The organism is Seohaeicola sp., assembly GCF_048006315.1.
GTDB lineage: Bacteria > Pseudomonadota > Alphaproteobacteria > Rhodobacterales > Rhodobacteraceae > Seohaeicola.
Window position 1 is genome coordinate 1,803,926 of sequence record NZ_CP180350.1, and the last position, 16,718, is coordinate 1,820,643.

General features: G+C 62.7%; 15 protein-coding genes. 4 read left to right on the forward strand and 11 right to left on the reverse strand.

Features of this window, described 5'->3' with window-relative positions:
• Positions 1-4 precede the first annotated feature (4 nt).
• The 7 genes from ACMUJL_RS09105 to ccoN form a co-directional block, all read right to left on the reverse strand.
• Positions 5-2,191 carry a heavy metal translocating P-type ATPase gene (locus ACMUJL_RS09105; protein WP_375568809.1) on the reverse strand — a complete coding sequence of 729 codons (2,187 nt, stop codon included), beginning with the start codon at positions 2,189-2,191 and terminating at the stop codon, positions 5-7.
• Between the two features lie 16 nt (positions 2,192-2,207).
• Entirely contained in the window at positions 2,208-2,669 is a 462-nt protein-coding gene (locus ACMUJL_RS09110) for a FixH family protein (protein ID WP_375568807.1), read from the reverse strand.
• Positions 2,666-4,102: a cytochrome c oxidase accessory protein CcoG gene (gene ccoG / locus ACMUJL_RS09115; protein WP_416914231.1), complete on the reverse strand. Its 1,437-nt coding sequence runs from the start codon at positions 4,100-4,102 to the stop codon at positions 2,666-2,668. The genes ACMUJL_RS09110 and ccoG overlap by 4 nt, the downstream gene beginning before the upstream one ends.
• 380 nt (positions 4,103-4,482) lie before the next feature.
• Positions 4,483-5,358, reverse strand: coding sequence for a cytochrome-c oxidase, cbb3-type subunit III (gene ccoP / locus ACMUJL_RS09120; protein WP_375568804.1), 876 nt, complete (start codon positions 5,356-5,358; stop codon positions 4,483-4,485).
• Between the two features lie 4 nt (positions 5,359-5,362).
• Complete coding sequence (locus ACMUJL_RS09125) at positions 5,363-5,572, reverse strand: CcoQ/FixQ family Cbb3-type cytochrome c oxidase assembly chaperone (RefSeq protein ID WP_068293771.1); 210 nt, start codon at positions 5,570-5,572, stop codon at positions 5,363-5,365.
• A 15-nt stretch (positions 5,573-5,587) separates the two neighbouring features.
• Complete coding sequence (ccoO, locus tag ACMUJL_RS09130; RefSeq protein ID WP_068293774.1) at positions 5,588-6,313, reverse strand: cytochrome-c oxidase, cbb3-type subunit II; 726 nt, start codon at positions 6,311-6,313, stop codon at positions 5,588-5,590.
• 14 nt (positions 6,314-6,327) lie between these two features.
• Positions 6,328-7,932 carry a cytochrome-c oxidase, cbb3-type subunit I gene (gene ccoN / locus ACMUJL_RS09135; RefSeq protein ID WP_068293777.1) on the reverse strand — a complete coding sequence of 535 codons (1,605 nt, stop codon included), beginning with the start codon at positions 7,930-7,932 and terminating at the stop codon, positions 6,328-6,330.
• A 198-nt stretch (positions 7,933-8,130) separates the two neighbouring features.
• Between ccoN and ACMUJL_RS09140 the strand changes: the two genes are divergently transcribed.
• Positions 8,131-8,970, forward strand: a complete 840-nt coding sequence (locus ACMUJL_RS09140; protein ID WP_416914232.1) for a universal stress protein — start codon at positions 8,131-8,133, stop codon at positions 8,968-8,970.
• Positions 8,971-9,036: 66 nt separating this feature from the next.
• Here the strand turns inward: ACMUJL_RS09140 and fnrL are convergent, their stop codons facing one another.
• Positions 9,037-9,783 (reverse strand): transcriptional regulator FnrL, encoded by a 747-nt coding sequence (gene fnrL / locus ACMUJL_RS09145; RefSeq protein ID WP_068293785.1) that lies wholly within the window; start codon positions 9,781-9,783, stop codon positions 9,037-9,039.
• 66 nt (positions 9,784-9,849) lie between these two features.
• On the opposite strand from fnrL, the gene hemN reads away from it, so the two are divergent.
• Genes hemN through ACMUJL_RS09160 form a run of 3 tightly spaced genes read left to right on the forward strand, consistent with a single transcriptional unit; the run spans position 9,850 to position 12,854 of the window.
• A complete protein-coding gene (hemN, locus tag ACMUJL_RS09150; protein WP_068293789.1) occupies positions 9,850-11,205 on the forward strand; it encodes an oxygen-independent coproporphyrinogen III oxidase in 1,356 nt (451 codons plus the stop codon).
• 24 nt (positions 11,206-11,229) lie between these two features.
• Positions 11,230-12,174, forward strand: coding sequence for an endonuclease/exonuclease/phosphatase family protein (locus ACMUJL_RS09155; RefSeq protein WP_068293793.1), 945 nt, complete (start codon positions 11,230-11,232; stop codon positions 12,172-12,174).
• Positions 12,171-12,854: a DUF6639 family protein gene (locus ACMUJL_RS09160; protein ID WP_375568800.1), complete on the forward strand. Its 684-nt coding sequence runs from the start codon at positions 12,171-12,173 to the stop codon at positions 12,852-12,854. Before ACMUJL_RS09155 ends, ACMUJL_RS09160 begins: the two co-directional genes overlap by 4 nt.
• Before the next feature lie 12 nt (positions 12,855-12,866).
• On the opposite strand, the gene ACMUJL_RS09165 is transcribed toward ACMUJL_RS09160, so the two are convergent.
• From ACMUJL_RS09165 to ACMUJL_RS09175, 3 genes are read right to left on the reverse strand one after another with little or no spacing between them, the layout of a single operon-like run.
• Positions 12,867-14,456: an ABC transporter ATP-binding protein gene (locus tag ACMUJL_RS09165; protein ID WP_375568798.1), complete on the reverse strand. Its 1,590-nt coding sequence runs from the start codon at positions 14,454-14,456 to the stop codon at positions 12,867-12,869.
• A complete protein-coding gene (locus ACMUJL_RS09170) occupies positions 14,453-15,589 on the reverse strand; it encodes an ABC transporter permease (protein WP_375573958.1) in 1,137 nt (378 codons plus the stop codon). Before ACMUJL_RS09170 ends, ACMUJL_RS09165 begins: the two co-directional genes overlap by 4 nt.
• 42 nt (positions 15,590-15,631) lie before the next feature.
• Entirely contained in the window at positions 15,632-16,717 is a 1,086-nt protein-coding gene (locus ACMUJL_RS09175) for a microcin C ABC transporter permease YejB (protein WP_068293800.1), read from the reverse strand.
• Position 16,718 lies beyond the last annotated feature (1 nt).

The following is a 16,718-nucleotide window of genomic DNA, read 5'->3' on the forward strand; positions in this document are numbered from 1 at the left end:
CGGGTTACTTGAGCCTCAGCGCGTTGAGCGAAACGGTGATCGACGAGAGCGACATCGCCAGCGCCGCCACCAGGGGCGTCGCAAGGCCGATCACGGCCACGGGCACCGCGATGATGTTGTACCATGTGGCGATGCGGAAGTTTTCCTTGATGCGACGGATGGCCGATTGCGCGGTTGTCAGCGCATCGCCAATCGGTTCCAGATCGCTGCCCAACAGGACGATGTCAGAGGCAACACGCGCGGCATCCAGCGCAGACGCCGGCGAGATCGACACATCGGCTGCGGTGAGCGCGGCGGTATCGTTCAAGCCGTCGCCCACCATCAGCACATGGTGCCCCGCAGCCTGCAGGTCCGCGATGCGTGCGGCCTTGTCTGCGGGCAGCGCATCGGCCTGCCATTCGGCAATGCCCAGACGCGTGGCGAGCGCCGCCACGACCGGTTCAGTATCGCCCGAGATCAGGATCACACGCTTTCCTTGCCGCATCAGGTGCTGCACCGCATTGGCGGCGCCGGGTCGCAGGCGGTCGGTAAAGGTAAAGGCGCGCGGGGCGGCATCGCCAATGGCAAGCCAGGCGGTTGTTTCGGCCCCCGGGGTGGCCCCGGTCCATGCGGCGCGGCCCAGCCGCACAGGCTGCCCTTTCCAGATGCCCTGGGTGCCATAACCCGGCACTTCGGTCAGATCCGCAACCTCAGCGGGCGTGATACCTGCCGCACGCGCCGCATTGGCCAGCGAGACCGCAAGCGGGTGCGACGACATCTCGGCTAGGGCCAGGGCGACGGCCGCCTCGCCCTTTTCATGTGCGGCCAGATTGGTCAGTTCGGGCGTACCGGCCGTCAGGGTCCCGGTCTTGTCGAAGACGACCGTATCGACCTGCGCCAGCCGTTCCAGCGCTGTTGCATCCTTGATCAGCATGCCCTTGCGGAACAGCCGCCCCGATGCCGCGGTGGTCACCGCCGGCACTGCCAGACCCAAGGCGCAGGGGCAGGTGATGATCAGCACGGCGGCCGCGATGTTCAGGGCGGTGCGCACATCCCAGGAATAGAAATACCAGCCCAGGAAACTGAGCGCCGACAGGATGTGCACCCCCGGTGCGTAAAGCTTGGCGGCACTATCGGCCAGCGAGGTGTAGCGCGACCGGCCGCTTTCGGCGATGGCCACCAGATCGGCCATGCGATGCAGCGAGGTGTCGCGCCCCACGGCAGTCGCGCGGATGGTGAGCGGACCTGTCAGATTGACCTCGCCGGCCGAAACGGCGCGGCCCGGTTCGGCGAAGACAGGCAGGGTTTCGCCCGTCAGCAGCGAGCGGTCGATCTCGGACCGGCCCTCGGCGATCACGCCATCGACAGGCATCCGCCCACCGGGGCGGACCAGTATCAGATCGCCGATGCGCAGTTCGGACACCGGCAACTGCACCTCGGCCCCGTCGCGCAGCGCGATGGCGCGCGGCACTTCAAGGGCCGACAATTCCTGCGCGGCGGACCGCGCGATGGCGCGGGTCCGGTGATCCAGGTAGCGCCCGGTCAGCAGGAAGAAGACCAGCGCCACGGTCGCGTCGAAATAGGCGTGATGCCCGGAGAGCGCCGTTTCCCAGAGCGATGTGGCCAGCGCCAGCACCAGCGCCAGCACGATGGGCACATCCATGTTCAGGCGCCGCGCGCGCAGCGCCGCCCAGGCGCTTTTGTAGAACGGCACGCCCGAGAAGGCGAGCGTCGGCAAGGCAATCGCCGCCGATATCCAATGGAAGAGATCGCGGGTAGCATCCGTGGCGCCCGACCAGACCGCCACGGACAGCAGCATGACGTTCATCATGGCAAACCCTGCCACGGCCATCCGCATCAACAGGTCGCGACCCGCGCGGTCGTTCTGCGTCACCGACAGGGTCCCGGCGTCCAGCTCGTGCGCCTCATAGCCCGCGCCTTCGAGGACCTTGACCAACTGATCGGGCATGATCGCGGGATCGGCCTCGACCGTGGCGCGGCGCAGGGTCAGGTTGACGCGCGCCGAACGGACACCCGGCACCGCGGCCAGCGCCTTTTCCACCGTCGAGATGCAGGCCGAGCAGTGGATCGTCGGCAGCGACAGCGCGATATGGGCGTCCTTGTGCAGAGCCTGTTCGGCCAGCGCCTGCGCACCCGGGGCGGCGACGCAGGCAGGGCAGGCCGAAATCGAAGGGCGCAGGGCTGCGGTCATGGTCCTGTTTTTCCTCTTAGCGGGTCACATGCAGGACGACGCGCTGGGTGAACTGCGTGCCATCCTCGGCCAGGGCGGACATGCGGATGTTCCAGTTGCCATCCGCCAGCGACACGGGCGCCACATAGGCCGCCCCATCAAAGATGAACTCGGGGCGGATATCGTCTGCGACATGGGTGGCACGGCCGATCACCGCGTCAAGCCCGCCCACGCGCACCGGCTTGCCCTGCGTGTCGGTGATGCTCAGGATCACCTCGCCTTCCGCGGCGTCGGCACGGACGGTCCACCCCAGCGCCTCCTGTGCCGCCTTGCGGGCGTTGAACTCCTGGCTTGCGACATAGGAATTCTTGACCTCGAGGCCAGGGAAGGTGGCAACGGCGGACCAGGCAAGCACGAGGTTGACGCCGATGATCACACCGAATGCCCCCACGAAGATCATCAGGACATGGCGTCCGGTCAGTTGTTTGTCGGCGTTCATTGTACTCTCCCGTTGAAGATCGTGTCCTTGTAGACGCGGACGTCATTGGTCATGTCCTGGACCCAGAGGCGGATATCCACACGACCCTGCGTCGCAGCCGGGGTATCGGGTCCCGCCACCACGTAGACCCGCTGCAGGAATGTGGTGTCGGCAGGCACCATGACAGTGTCACCTTCCACAAATTCCAGCGCAACCGTGAAGGGCTGATCGCCCTCGACCGTGACGCGGAAGGGATGATCCTCGCCCTGCTTGTTCAGCAGGCGCACGTCATAGGTGTTGCGGATCGAGCCGTCGGACAGGACCACGAAGGTGGGGTTGCGGATCGGCGCCACCGTCATCTCGATATCCGAACGCACCAGCAGCGCGACCATCAGCCCCACGCCCACCAGCGACCACAGGCCTGTATAAAGCATAGTGCGCGGGCGCAGCACATGTTTCCAGATCGGCTTGGGCGCATGGCCCGCGCGCTCTGCCGTCTCGTCGGTCAGGGCCATGTAGTCGATCAGGCCGCGCGGCTTGCCGATCTTGTCCATCACGTCGTCACAGGCGTCGATGCAAAGCGCGCAGGTGATGCATTCCAGCTGCTGGCCGTCGCGAATGTCGATCCCCATGGGGCAGACGTTCACGCAGGCCATGCAGTCGATACAATCGCCAAGCTGTTCCGCGCCCTCGCCCTTGCGATGCTTGCCGCGCGGCTCGCCGCGCCAGTCGCGATAGGCGACGGTCAGCGTGTCCTCGTCCATCATCGCGGCCTGGATGCGCGGCCAGGGGCAGGCGTAGATGCAGATCTGTTCGCGCGCGAAACCGCCGAAGAAGAACGTCGTCAGGGTCAGGATCAGCATCGTCGTATAGGCGACGGGATGGGCGTTAAGCGTCACCAGATCGCGCGCCAGCGTGGGCGCATCGGTGAAATAGAAGACCCATGCACCGCCCGTTGCCAGCCCGATCAGGAACCATGAAATCCATTTCGTCAGCCGCAGGCGCGCCTTGCGCAGATCCCATTTTTCCTGCCGATGCAGGCGCAGGCGGGCGTTCCGGTCACCTTCGATCCAGCGCTCGACGAGGATGAAAAGATCGGTCCAGACCGTCTGCGGACAGGCATAGCCGCACCAGACACGGCCCAGCGCCGAGGTGAACAGGAACAGACCCAACCCGGCCATGACCAGAAGGCCCGCGATGAAATAGAACTCATGCGGCCAGATCTCGATCCAGAAAAAGAAGAAGCGGCGGTTGGCCAGATCAACCAGAACGGCTTGATCCGGCAGGTTCGGTCCACGGTCCCAACGCAGCCAGGGCGTGATGTAGTAGATACCCAGTGTGACCGCCATGATCACCCATTTGAGGTTGCGGAAATTACCCGAGACGCGGCGCGGAAAGATCGGCTCGCGCGCGGCGTAAAGGCTTGGCGGGACATCTGGTTCAGTCTGGGACACGGGGGAATCGCTCCGTCACATGCATGTAGGATGGCCCCTTTTCCCAGTCTTGCGGCAGCGCAGCCTTGACCTGCATCAAATTCTGACTCTGCGAGATACCTATTCCGCAAGGTCAAGCGTATCGGCGGGTTGCCTGCCACAGTGGCATGGCGGTCGGGATTACGGATTGCGCAGGCCGGAAATGGACCCGCCGCCCGACCGGACGAACCGATGAGGCGGCGGATCTGATTGCCGGTCAGGGAGGGCCGGCAAAGACAGGATCGCCTGGGCCATCCCGTCCGATCAATTGGTGCCGGCCTTCCAGGAAACGCGCGAACAGGACGGAAGGTCCGGCACCGACCCTTGGGCGCTTGTGACGCCCAAGGGTATCTCTCGGGCGATTACTCGCCGCCGCCCAACTGGTGGACATAGGTCGCGACGGCGCGGATCTCGGCCTCGGACAGACGGTTCGACCAGGACGGCATCACGCCGAAGCGCGAATAGGTCACGGTCTGGGTCAGGGTGTCGTGGCTGCCACCATAGAGCCAGATGGCGTCGGTCAGGTTCGGCGCGCCCTGGGCGCGATCACCCGTGCCGTTTTCCATGTGGCAGGCGGCGCAGTTGTCCTGATAGACGACCGATCCCGCCTCGACCAATGACGCATCCTGCGGCGTGCCCGACAGGGACATCACGTAGTTCACGACCTGGTCGATCTCTTCCTTGGCAAGGATGTCGCCAAAGGCGGGCATCTGCGACCACCGCGCATCCGGGTCCTCTTCATTGCGGATACCGTGGGTGATCGTGGTATGGATCGCCTCGATATCGCCACCCCAGAGCCAGTCATCATCCAGCAGGTTCGGATAGCCCGATGCCGCAACACCAGCCGCACCCGACCCATGGCACTGCGCGCACCAGGTGCGGAACACGGCGGCCCCTGCCGAAGTGGCATAGGTGCGCAGTTCCACATCTTCCGCGATCGCCGTCAGCTCGGCCGAGGCCAGCTGCGTGTTGATCGTGGCATTGGCCGCTTCGGCCGCGTCGATTTCCGCCTGTACGTTGGCGCGGGTGGACCAGCCCAGAAGGCCTGGCGTCGCTGCCTTGATCCCCGGCCAGGCCGGATAGGCAATCGAGTAGAGAACCGCCCAGACAATACAGGCATAGAAGGTCCACAGCCACCAGCGCGGCAATGGGTTGTTGTACTCCTCGATCCCGTCCCAGCTGTGGCCGGTCGTATCCACCTCGGGCTTCTTGGAGTGATTTTGCGGTTGCTTTGCCATGTCCTCACGCCTCCTTGGCGTCACGGGCGCGGGCAGGTGTGTCACCTGCGGCGGCGGGTTTGTCGTCGTGCCGGAACGGGATGTTTGCCACGTCGCTGTAGGTCTTGGTGCTGCCGGGGCGCATCACGAAGATGACCATGCCCACGAAGAACAAGAACAGTGCAAGCAGCATCCAGCTGTCGGCGAATTCGCGCAGAAGGGAATAGGTTTCCATGATCCATTTCCCCCCTTAGCGGCTGGCGTCAGGCGTGAAGGTCGAGAAATCGACCAGCGTGCCCAACATCTGCAGATAGGCGATCAGCGCGTCGGTTTCCGAAATGCCGGGTTGCCCGTCGAAGTTGCGCACCTGCGCACCGGGATAGCGTTCCACCAGCCCGTCCCAGTCACCGTCGGGATCGACCTGCACCGCGAAATCGGCGCGGGCGTTCTCGATCATCTCGTCGGTATAGGGCACGCCAACCATGCGATGGGTGGCCATCAGCTCGCCGATATGCTCGCCGTCGATCAGCCGGTTTTCCAGGAAACCGTACTTGGGCATCACCGATTCCGGCACGACCGATTGCGGATTACGCAGGTGCACCAGGTGCCAGTCGTCCGAGTAGCGTCCGCCGACACGGGCAAGGTCCGGCCCGGTCCGCTTGGACCCCCATTGGAACGGGTGGTCGTACTTGCTTTCGGCGGCCAGCGAATAGTGACCATAGCGTTCGACCTCGTCCCGCATCGGGCGGATCATCTGGCTATGGCACACGTAGCAGCCTTCGCGGATGTAGACATCGCGTCCGGCCAGTTCCAGCGGGGAGTAGGGGCGCACGCCCTCTACATCCTCGATGGTGTTTTCCAGCCAGAACAGAGGTGCGATCTGCACGATCCCGCCCACGGTCACCACAAGGAAGGCGAAGATGGCCAGCAGCGTCACGTTCTTTTCGAGAACGGCGTGTTTGTCGAGAATTGCCATTGGTCCGGCCCTCCTTATTCAGCCGGGACTGCGGAATGCGTGGCCTCAACGGCCGGTGCGCGCTTCACAGTCATCCAGAGGTTGTAGCACATGATGATGGCACCCGTGAGGAACATGACCCCACCCAGACCGCGCACCACATACATCGGGAACTTGGCGGCCACGGTGTCGGCAAAGCTGTTCACCAGGAAACCGTTGGCATCCACTTCGCGCCACATCAGGCCCTCCATGATGCCGGTCACCCACATGGCGGCGGCGTAGAGAATGATGCCGATGGTCGCGAGCCAGAAGTGCCAGCTAACCAGCGAGAGCGAATAGAGCCGCTCACGGTTCCACAGTTTCGGCACCAGGAAGTAGAGCGCGCCGAAGGTGATCATCCCGTTCCAGCCAAGCGCGCCGGAATGCACGTGGCCGATCGTCCAGTCGGTGTAATGCGACAACGAGTTGACCGCGCGGATCGACATCATCGGACCCTCGAAGGTGGACATGCCGTAGAAGCCCACGGAAATCACCATCATGCGGATGATCGGATCCGTACGCAGCTTGTCCCATGCGCCCGAGAGCGTCATCAGACCGTTGATCATGCCACCCCAAGAGGGCATCCAGAGCACGATCGAGAACACCATGCCCAGGGTCGAGGCCCAGTCAGGCAGCGCGGTATAGTGCAAGTGGTGCGGACCGGCCCAGATATAGATGAAGATCAGCGCCCAGAAGTGGATGATCGACAGCTTGTAGCTGAACACCGGCCGCTCGGCCTGTTTCGGCACGAAGTAGTACATCATGCCCAGGAAGCCGGCGGTCAGGAAGAAGCCCACGGCGTTATGTCCGTACCACCACTGCACCATCGCATCCTGCACGCCCGAGAAGACCTGCACGGACTTGGACCCGAAGACCGACACCGGAATGCTGAGGTTGTTGACCACATGCAGCATGGCCACGGTGATGATGAAGGACAGGTAGAACCAGTTCGCCACGTAGATATGCGGCTCCTTGCGCTTGACCAGCGTGCCCAGGAACACGGCCAGATAGGCCAGCCAGACGATGGTCAGCCACCAGTCGACATACCATTCAGGCTCGGCATATTCCTTGGACTGGGTTGCCCCCAGCAGATAGCCGGTTGCCGCCAGAACGATCACCAGCTGGTAACCCCAGAACACGAACCACGCGAGGTTTCCGCCCCACAGGCGCGCGGCGCTTGTGCGCTGCACCACGTAGAAGGAGGTCGCGATCAGCGCGTTGCCCCCAAAGGCGAAAATAACCGCCGACGTATGCAACGGGCGCAAACGCCCGAAATTCAGAAAACCCTGCGCCCATTCGAAATTGAGAACCGGAAAGGCAAGCTGAAAGGCGATGATCACGCCAACCAGAAACCCGACAACCCCCCAACCAGCGGTGGCGATCACGCCGGCGCGCACGACGCCGTCCATGTATTCACCGGAGAGGTCGCGTTTCACGACGGGTTCCCCGGTCTGGCGCAGCGTCCAGAGAAAGACCCCACCCGCTGCTGCTGCCACGACAAGCGCGTTCACCAGATAGGCAAGGTCACGTGCGTAATTGGCCGCAATCAACGCGAACAGCGTGATGAGGCCAAGCACGATCAGCTTGATATAATTCAACATTTTGCGTCCCTTTTGTCCTGTCCCGGTGATTTGTCACGATCTCGGGGTTTCTTAAGACTGGGGCAGTGATGCAATCTGCTGGGCCTGCTTGCCTTGATCTGTGTCAAGGCTGGGGGGCTAGGTCCTTGACGCGTGTCAAAGTGGCTGGCCCGCACGCGTGTTAGCCTTTTGGAATGCAAGACTTCAAAGGAGAGTGACATGGCGTACAAGACACTGTTTTCGGTAATCACCGACACCGCCTTGGCGGGTCCCGTGCTGGATCAGGCAACCGCCATGGCAAAGGCATGGGATGCGCATCTGGATGTACTGTGCATGGGGCTGGATCGGACGCAGACCGGATTTTACTATGCCGGCGCGAATGCGATGATCCTTCAGGAAACGATCACCCGCGCCCAGGAAGAGGCCGCCGAGGTCGAAGCCCATGTGAAAGAAATCCTCGAACGCAGTGACATCCGGTGGAGCCTGGACAGCGGCGTGGCGCAGCTGGCCGACATGGGGCGGCACGTGGCACAGCGCGCGCGGTTCTCGGACCTGGCGATCCTGCCGAAACCCTATGGCGAAAAACGTGGGGTCGAACAGGAACCGATTTTGGAATTGGCGATGTTCGACGGCGCGACACCCGTGCTCATGGTGCCCGAATCCGGGCCGGCCCTGACCAACCCCAAACGGATCATGCTGGCATGGAACGAAAGCGACGAGGCCTTGGCGGCGTCGCGTACCGCCCTGCCCTTCCTGAAGCAGGCCGATCTTGTCCGGATCGTGGTCATCAACCCGCCCGTGCATAGCCCGACGCGGTCCGATCCCGGCGGCCTGCTGTCACAATACCTGTCACGGCATGGCGTCGCTTGCGAAATCGACGTGCTGTCCAAAACCCTGCCCCGCGTGTCGGATGTGCTGATGCGTCATGCAGAAGACACTGAATTGGACATGATCGTGATGGGTGCCTATGGTCATTCGCGGTTCCGCGAGGCGATCCTGGGCGGCGCAACACGCAACATGCTGGAAAACGCCAAGATCCCGGTATTTCTGGCACATTGAAGCCTGGATGAGAAAAGGCGCGGCAGGCTCCGGCCTGTCGCGCCCTTTGATCCTGCCGGATGGACGTCAGGCCAACAGGCCCCCGTCGCTATCATCCCCCGCTTCTTCCAGAAGGCGGGAGAAATCGGGCACGGTGACATGGCGCTTGCCCTGAAGCGATATCACGCCGTCACGCTTGAGGGCAGAGATCTGGCGGCTGACGGTTTCCAGCGTCAGGCCAAGATAATCCGCCATCGCCTCACGCGTGAGGGGCAGATCAAAGACCATGGCACCCTTGGGTGTCCGCAGGTTCAGCGAGGCGTCACGCCGCGCGATGATCGTCAGAAGCGATGCAATCTTTTCGCGCGCGGTCTTGCGGCCCAGCACCAGCATCCATTCACGCGCCGCGTCCAGCTCGTCCAGGGTCATCTCAAGCAGGCGATGTGCGATATGGGGCGTACGCTCCATCATCGCTTCGAAAGGCTTCTTGCGGAAACAGCACATGACCAGATCGGTCGTTGCAACCACGTCATAGGCTGACCCGTCGCGACCGGGGCGGCCCACGAAATCCGATGGAAGCAACAGGCCCACCATCTGGGTGCGGCCATCTTCCATGGTCTGTGTCAGCGTGGCGATACCCGACACGACAGACCCCACGAAATCCATGCGATCACCCGACCAGATGACGGTCTGGCCAGCTTCGAACGAGCGGTAGTACTTGATCTCTTCCAGGCGCTCAAGTTCGTCGCTTTCGCACCGAGCGCACACTGCCCTGTGTCTGATTGGACAATCGCCACACTCGACCGAGTGAGACACGGTTTTCTCATTCAGCATGATGACACTTCGCGCACTTGATCTGGGTCAAAGAAATATTTCCCAATTGTCTAGAAGGGTAGACACATGATGGTGAAAAAGCAACTCGCAAAACTTGGTCTCTTCGACGCGAAAGTGCCGAGATATACCAGTTACCCGACCGCCCCGCATTTTTCGAATGCTGTTGGCGAGGACAATTACACAAGCTGGATCAAGGCGATAGCCCCCGGTTCAGACATATCGCTTTATTTGCATGTCCCCTTTTGTCGCAGGCTGTGCTGGTTTTGCGCCTGCCGGACACAGGGCACCCAGAGCGACGCCCCCGTCGCGGCCTATCTTGAGACGCTGAAAGCCGAATTGACACTGCTCAAGCGGATCCTGCCCGAAGGTGTGCGCCTGTCGCGGCTGCACTGGGGCGGCGGAACGCCCACGCTGATGTCGGCGGCGATGATGAGCGATCTGGCCGGGGCAGTGTTCGATGTGGCGACCATGGCGCCACAGGGCGAATTTTCGGTCGAGATCGACCCGAATGAAATCGACGATGCACGGCTGGATGCCCTGGCTGCGGCCGGGATGAACCGCGCCTCGATCGGGGTGCAGGATTTCGACGAAGCGATCCAGCAGACCATCGGGCGCATCCAGGGCTATGACATCACCCGCGATGCGGTTCTGGCGATCCGTGCGCGCGGTGTCACCAGCCTCAATGCGGATATCCTGTTCGGCCTGCCGCACCAGTCGCGAGCGCGGATCACCGAAAGCGTGCAAAAGCTTCTGTCGCTCAACCCTGACCGGGTGGCGCTCTACGGGTATGCGCATGTGCCATGGATGGCCAAGCGCCAGCAGATGATCCCCTCTGATGCCCTGCCCACGCCCGAAGAACGGCTGGAGCTGTTCGAAACGGCGCGGAAACTGTTCCTTTGGGATGGGTATGCCGAGATCGGGATCGACCATTTCGCCACACAGACCGATGGGCTGACCGTGGCGCAGAAGGCCGGGAAACTGCGGCGCAATTTCCAAGGCTATACGGATGATCCTGCGGATGTGCTGATCGGGGTCGGGGCCTCTTCGATTTCGCGGTTCCCCCAGGGATATGCGCAGAATGCGCCGGCCACGGGGGCGCATACGGCAGCCATACGCGACGGGCGGTTTTCCGTATCCAAGGGGCATGTGTTCACCCCGGATGACAAGCTGCGCGGCCGGATGATCGAGGCGCTGATGTGCGATTTCAAGGTCGACAGCCAGGAATTGCAGGACAGGTTCAATGTGTCGGCAGCCGACATCAAGTCCCTGTTCGACAAGGTGATGGCGGATTTTCCCGGCATGCTGACGCTTGCCTCGGGTGTGCTTGCAATCCCGGTTGCGGCGCGCCCCCTGTCACGGATGATCGCGCGGAGTTTCGACGCCTATGACATGAGCAAGGCCGGACATAGTTCGGCCATCTGATACGACCAGAAAGGGGGCAACCCCGTGCGGCTGGCGAGTTTCAATGTCCAAAGCCTGCGGCTGCGGTGGCCGGGCGGCCACCCGCGGCTGGACGGGGCGCGTGATGCCGATGTGCCGGCCGATCGCGGGCCGGCGGCCGAGGCGCTTGATCCCGAGGACCGGCGCCTGACCGCCGCCGTCCTGGCCCGCGCAGATGCCGATGTGATCGCCCTGCAGGAGGTCTTCGACCAGGACACGCTGGATCATTTTCACGATCATTTCCTTTTGGCCGCAGGTGTCGCCCCCTATCCCTACCGCCATTGCATCCCCGGCAATGACGGGCGGGGCCTTGATGTGGCGGTCATCAGCCGCCTTCCCCTCAGTGCCGTGATCAGCCACGCGCAAGAGACACCGGCCCGCCTGGGGCTTGAGGTGCCGCACGGGGTCGACCCGGACATGCCGGTCTTCCGGCGCGATTGCCTGCAGGTCGAGATGGGCCTGCTGACCCTTTTCATCTGCCATTTCAAGGCCCCCTACCCCGATGCCAGGGCAACCTGGCCCGTGCGCCGCGCCGAAGCCCTGGCACTGCGCTGTCTGGTCACGCGGCGCTTCGCCGATCCTTCCGCCGCTTTCTGGCTGATTCTTGGCGACCTCAACGAGCCACGCGAGGCCACGCCAGAAAGGGCCGCGCCCGCCATCGCCCCGGTGACCGCCCCTTTCAGCGTTGACCTGATGGACCGCCTGCCCATTGCCGAGCGGTGGTCATGGCATGAACCCTTCGGCCCCGATCTTGGCAGTCCGGATGTGATGCTGGCCAGCCCTGCACTGGCCCAGCGCTGGCCGGATGCCTGCCCGCAGATCATCCGCCACGGCCTTGCGCTGGAGGCCGCCGCATATGACGGGCCAAGGCTGGCAGGTGTGGGCAAACATCGCCCGCATGCCAGCGATCATGCCGTACTGACAATAGAACTTCCGGGAGCCGAGGGATGATCCGCACTCTGATTTTTTCAGCCGCAATCCTGACTTGCGTCGGCCTATCGCCGCTTCGGGCGCAGGATCACACCTGCGAGAACGGACAGGCGCAGGTCACCGGGGCTGACCCCGATCTTGCCGGGCATCTCTGCACGGTCGTGGACCGTGCATTGGAACAATTGTCCCAATGCCACCTTGCACAGAAAGACCCGTTGACCATCAACATCGTGGATGGTTTCGGCGATGACAGGCCCGGATGCGTCGGGATATTCGATTGCGCCAACGACCGGATCGAGATCCTGCGGCCCGAGGTGATGGGCAAGAGCCTTGAGGATAACCGCCGTTTTTCGCGTCTGCCGCTGATGTCGCTCTTTGACAGCGTGGTGGCGCATGAAATGACCCATGCGCTTGTCTACCAGAACCTCGGCGAAAACAGCGGAAGCTGGGCCCAGAACGAATACATGGCCTATGCGATGCAGATGGCCTTTCTGTCTTCCGAGGACAGGGCCCTTTTCATGCAGGGCTTCACGACGGACCGGCCCGGATCACTGGCCGGGATCAATGTCCTGATCATGTTGATGGCCCCGGACGCCTTTGCCGCAGAGGTGTGGCTGCACTTCAGCGCCAAGGGCAATGGCTGCGATTTCATGGGGCAGCTTTTGTCGGGCGAAAAGGAAATCGGCAGGATTTCACACTGACGAGGATCACGCTCAGGCGGTCAGATCCAGCGCCGCGGCCAGCAGGGTGCGGGCATATTCCGTGCGCGGGTTGGCAAACAGGTCCTGCGCCTCGCCTGCCTCGACCACGTCGCCCTGTTTCATCACGATCATCTTGTGGCTCATCGCGCGCACAACGTTCAGATCGTGGCTGATGAACAGATAGGCCAACCCGTACTTGAGCTGCAGCGCACGCAGCAGGTCGACGATCTGGACCTGCACCGTCATGTCCAGCGCCGAGGTCGGCTCGTCCAGAACCAGAAGCTTGGGCCGCAGGATCATCGCGCGCGCGATCGCGATGCGCTGGCGCTGACCGCCTGAAAACTCATGCGGGTAGCGATGCATCGTGGCCGGGTCCAACCCGACCTCGGCCATGATCTCTGCCACCATCTGGCGCTTGTCCTGGCCCGGTGCCACACCGTGCACACCCAAGCCTTCCGCGATGATCTGCTCGCAGGTCATGCGCGGCGACAGGCTGCCGAACGGGTCCTGGAACACGATCTGCATGTCCTTGCGCAGCGCGCGCAGCTTGGATGTGGACCAGGCGCGCACGTCCTGACCGTCGAAGGTGATCGCGCCCTCGGACGCGATCAGGCGCATGATCGCCAGCGCCAGCGTGGTCTTGCCCGATCCGCTTTCGCCCACGATCCCCAATGTCTCGCCCGCGCGGACACTGATCGTCGCGTCGTTCACCGCCTTCACATGCCCCACCGTGCGCTTGAGAAACCCGCGCTGGATCGGGAACCAGACTTTCAGATGATCAGTGCGGATCAATTCGGGGGCGTTGTCCGGCACGGGGGCCGGATGCCCGACCGCGCGCGCGCCCAGCAACTTGCGCGTATACTCATGTTGCGGATTGGCGAAAATCTGGGCCGTGGGCCCCTGTTCGACAATCTCGCCACCTTTCATCACGCAAACCTTGTCGGCGATGCGGCGCACGATGCCCAGGTCATGGGTGATGAACAGCAGCCCCATGTTCTCGGTGCGCTTCAACTCGGCCAGAAGGTCAAGGATCTGCGCCTGAATGGTCACGTCCAGCGCGGTCGTCGGCTCGTCCGCGATCAGCACGTCAGGCTTGTTGGCCAGCGCCATGGCGATCATCACCCGCTGGCGCTGTCCGCCCGACAACTGGTGCGGATAGGCGCCAAGGCGACTTTCGGGATCACGGATGCCGACCTTTTCGAGAAGTTCGATGATCCGCGCCCGTGCGGCATCACCCACGATGCCCTGATGCAGGGCCAGCGATTCAGACAACTGCCGCTCCAGCGTGTGCAGCGGGTTCAGGCTGGTCATCGGCTCCTGGAAGATAAAGCTGATGTCATTGCCGCGCACCTTTCGCAGCATCGCTTCATCCGCTCCGATCATCTGCTGACCGTCATAGGTGACAGAACCGGACACCTGCGCGCTATCGCCCAGCAGCGACACGGTGCTGAGGGCGGTCACGGATTTGCCCGATCCGCTTTCGCCCACCAGCGCCACGGTTTCGCCCCGCTCAAGCGTGAAGGACACACCGCGCACGGCCTGCGTCAGCTTGCCGTCCTGCCGGAAGGACACGTTCAGGTCACGGACCTCAAGCAGGCTCATTGAAAGGTCTTTCTGGGGTCGAAGGCATCCCGCACGCCTTCAAAGATGAAGACAAGCAGCGACAGCATGATGGCAAAGACGAAAAACGCGGTGAAGCCAAGCCATGGCGCCTGAAGGTTCTGCTTGGCCTGAAGCGTCAGTTCGCCCAGCGACGGGGCAGAGGATGGCAGGCCAAAGCCCAGGAAATCCAGACCCGCCAGCGTGGCAATCGTGCCCGTCACGATGAAGGGCAGCATCGTCACAGTCGCCACCATCGCGTTGGGCAACATGTGGCGGAACATGATCGTGGTATTGCTGACGCCCAGCGCCTTGGCCGCGCGCACGTATTCCAGGTTCCGCGCGCGCAGGAATTCTGCGCGCACCACCCCCACCAGCGCGGTCCAGCCGAACAGGACCGTGATGAAGACCAGCAACCAGAAACTTCGCCCCAATATCGCGAACAGGATGATGATCACGTAAAGCGCGGGCGTCGCCCCCCAGATCTCGATGATGCGCTGAAAGATCAGGTCGACCCAGCCGCCGAAATAGCCCTGGATCGCGCCGGCCATGATCCCCACCAGGGAGGCCAGCGTCGTCACGATCAATGTGAACAGGATCGACAGGCGGAAGCCGTAGATCACTCGCGCCATCACGTCGCGTTTGGTGTCATCCGTGCCCAGCCAGTTCTGGCCGTTGGGTGGCAGGGGTGCGGCACCGGGGCGATCCACCGTTGTGCGGTAGCTATAGGGGATCAGCGGCCAGAGCGCCCAGCCCTGCTCGATCGCCTGCCCGTTCACCATGCCGGTTTCTGCCTGTTCCATGATCCCCTCGGGATCGTCGAAACAATCCTCAAGCCCGCCGGATGCGATCAGGCATTGCACCTCGATATCGCGGTAGGGCGCTTCGGTCTGGAAATCGCCACCAAAGGTGGTCTCGGGGTAGAAGCGGAAGATGGGCGTGTAGAATTCGCCCTGGTATTTCACAAGGATCGGCTTGTCATTGGCGATGAACTCGGCGCAGAGCGACAGGCCGAACAGCACCGAGAAGATGATCAGCGACCAGAAGGCCCGCCGGTTACGCTTGAAATTGTTCCAGCGGCGCTGGTTCAGCGGTGACAGGAACGCCTTTTTGGGCGCGGCGATATCGGCCGGCATGGGTGCGGGCGTCACCGTGGGATCAGGCAGGGTGGCCATCGCTTATCCCTCCCTCTTCTCGAAATCGATGCGCGGATCGACCAGCACATACATCAGGTCCGACAGGATGCCCACAACCAGCCCGATCAGGCCAAAGATGAACAGCGTGCCGAAGATCACCGGATAATCGCGCGCCACCGCCGCTTCGAAGCCAAGACGCCCCAGGCCATCCAGCGAAAAGATCGTCTCGATGATCAGCGATCCGCCGAAGAACACGCCGATGAACACGGCCGGAAACCCCGCGATCACGATCAGCATCGCGTTGCGGAAGACATGGCCGTAAAGCACCTTTTTCTCCGACAGGCCCTTGGCGCGGGCGGTCATGACGTAGTGCTTCTTGATCTCGTCCAGAAAGCTGTTCTTGGTCAGCAGGGTCAGCGTTGCGAAAGCCGATATGGTCGAGGCCGTCACCGGAAGCGCGATATGCCAGAAATAGTCACCCACCTTGCCCAGCAGCGACAGTTCATCGAAATTGTCCGATGTCAGCCCCCGCAGCGGGAAGATCTGCCAGTAGGACCCGCCCGCGAACAAGACAAGCAGCAGGATCGCGAACAGGAAACCGGGGATCGCATAGGCCACGATGATCATGCCTGATGTCCATGTGTCGAAGGGCGAACCATCCTTGACCGCTTTTCGGATGCCCAGCGGAATCGACACGGCATAGGCAATCAGCGTGGACCACAGGCCAAGGGTGATCGACACCGGCATCTTTTCCAGCACAAGGTCGATCACGCTGATCGAACGGAAATAGCTCTCGCCGAAATCCAGCCGCATGTAGTTCCACAGCATGTTCAGGAACCGTTCCAGCGGCGGCTTGTCGAACCCGAATTCCTTCTCCAATTGGGCGATGAATTCGGGCGGCAGGCCCCGCGCGCCCGCATATTCGCTGTCTGATCCGGCCCCGGCACTGACACCTGCGTCACCGCCACCGGCGAAGCCTTCGAAGACGTCACCCTGGCCCTGCACCTGTGCGATGATCTGCTCGATCGGGCCGCCCGGCACGAATTGCACCAGGGCAAAATTGATCACCATGATCCCCAGCAGCGTCGGGATCACAAGTGCCAGACGGCGAAGGATATAGGCGCCCATG

Bases quoted from the DNA above. Each gene is read 5' to 3' on its own strand.
- ACMUJL_RS09105 (WP_375568809.1), bottom strand. From the start codon at position 2,191: ATGACCGCAGCCCTGCGCCCTTCGATTTCGGCCTGCCCTGCCTGCGTC.
- ACMUJL_RS09110 (WP_375568807.1), bottom strand. From the start codon at position 2,669: ATGAACGCCGACAAACAACTGACCGGACGCCATGTCCTGATGATCTTC.
- ccoP (WP_375568804.1), bottom strand. From the start codon at position 5,358: ATGGCAAAGCAACCGCAAAATCACTCCAAGAAGCCCGAGGTGGATACG.
- ACMUJL_RS09125 (WP_068293771.1), bottom strand. From the start codon at position 5,572: ATGGAAACCTATTCCCTTCTGCGCGAATTCGCCGACAGCTGGATGCTG.
- ccoO (WP_068293774.1), bottom strand. From the start codon at position 6,313: ATGGCAATTCTCGACAAACACGCCGTTCTCGAAAAGAACGTGACGCTG.
- ccoN (WP_068293777.1), bottom strand. From the start codon at position 7,932: ATGTTGAATTATATCAAGCTGATCGTGCTTGGCCTCATCACGCTGTTC.
- ACMUJL_RS09140 (WP_416914232.1), top strand. From the start codon at position 8,131: ATGGCGTACAAGACACTGTTTTCGGTAATCACCGACACCGCCTTGGCG.
- fnrL (WP_068293785.1), bottom strand. From the start codon at position 9,783: ATGCTGAATGAGAAAACCGTGTCTCACTCGGTCGAGTGTGGCGATTGT.
- hemN (WP_068293789.1), top strand. From the start codon at position 9,850: ATGATGGTGAAAAAGCAACTCGCAAAACTTGGTCTCTTCGACGCGAAA.
- ACMUJL_RS09160 (WP_375568800.1), top strand. From the start codon at position 12,171: ATGATCCGCACTCTGATTTTTTCAGCCGCAATCCTGACTTGCGTCGGC.
- ACMUJL_RS09165 (WP_375568798.1), bottom strand. From the start codon at position 14,456: ATGAGCCTGCTTGAGGTCCGTGACCTGAACGTGTCCTTCCGGCAGGAC.
- ACMUJL_RS09170 (WP_375573958.1), bottom strand. From the start codon at position 15,589: ATGCCGGCCGATATCGCCGCGCCCAAAAAGGCGTTCCTGTCACCGCTG.
- ACMUJL_RS09175 (WP_068293800.1), bottom strand. From the start codon at position 16,717: ATGGGCGCCTATATCCTTCGCCGTCTGGCACTTGTGATCCCGACGCTG.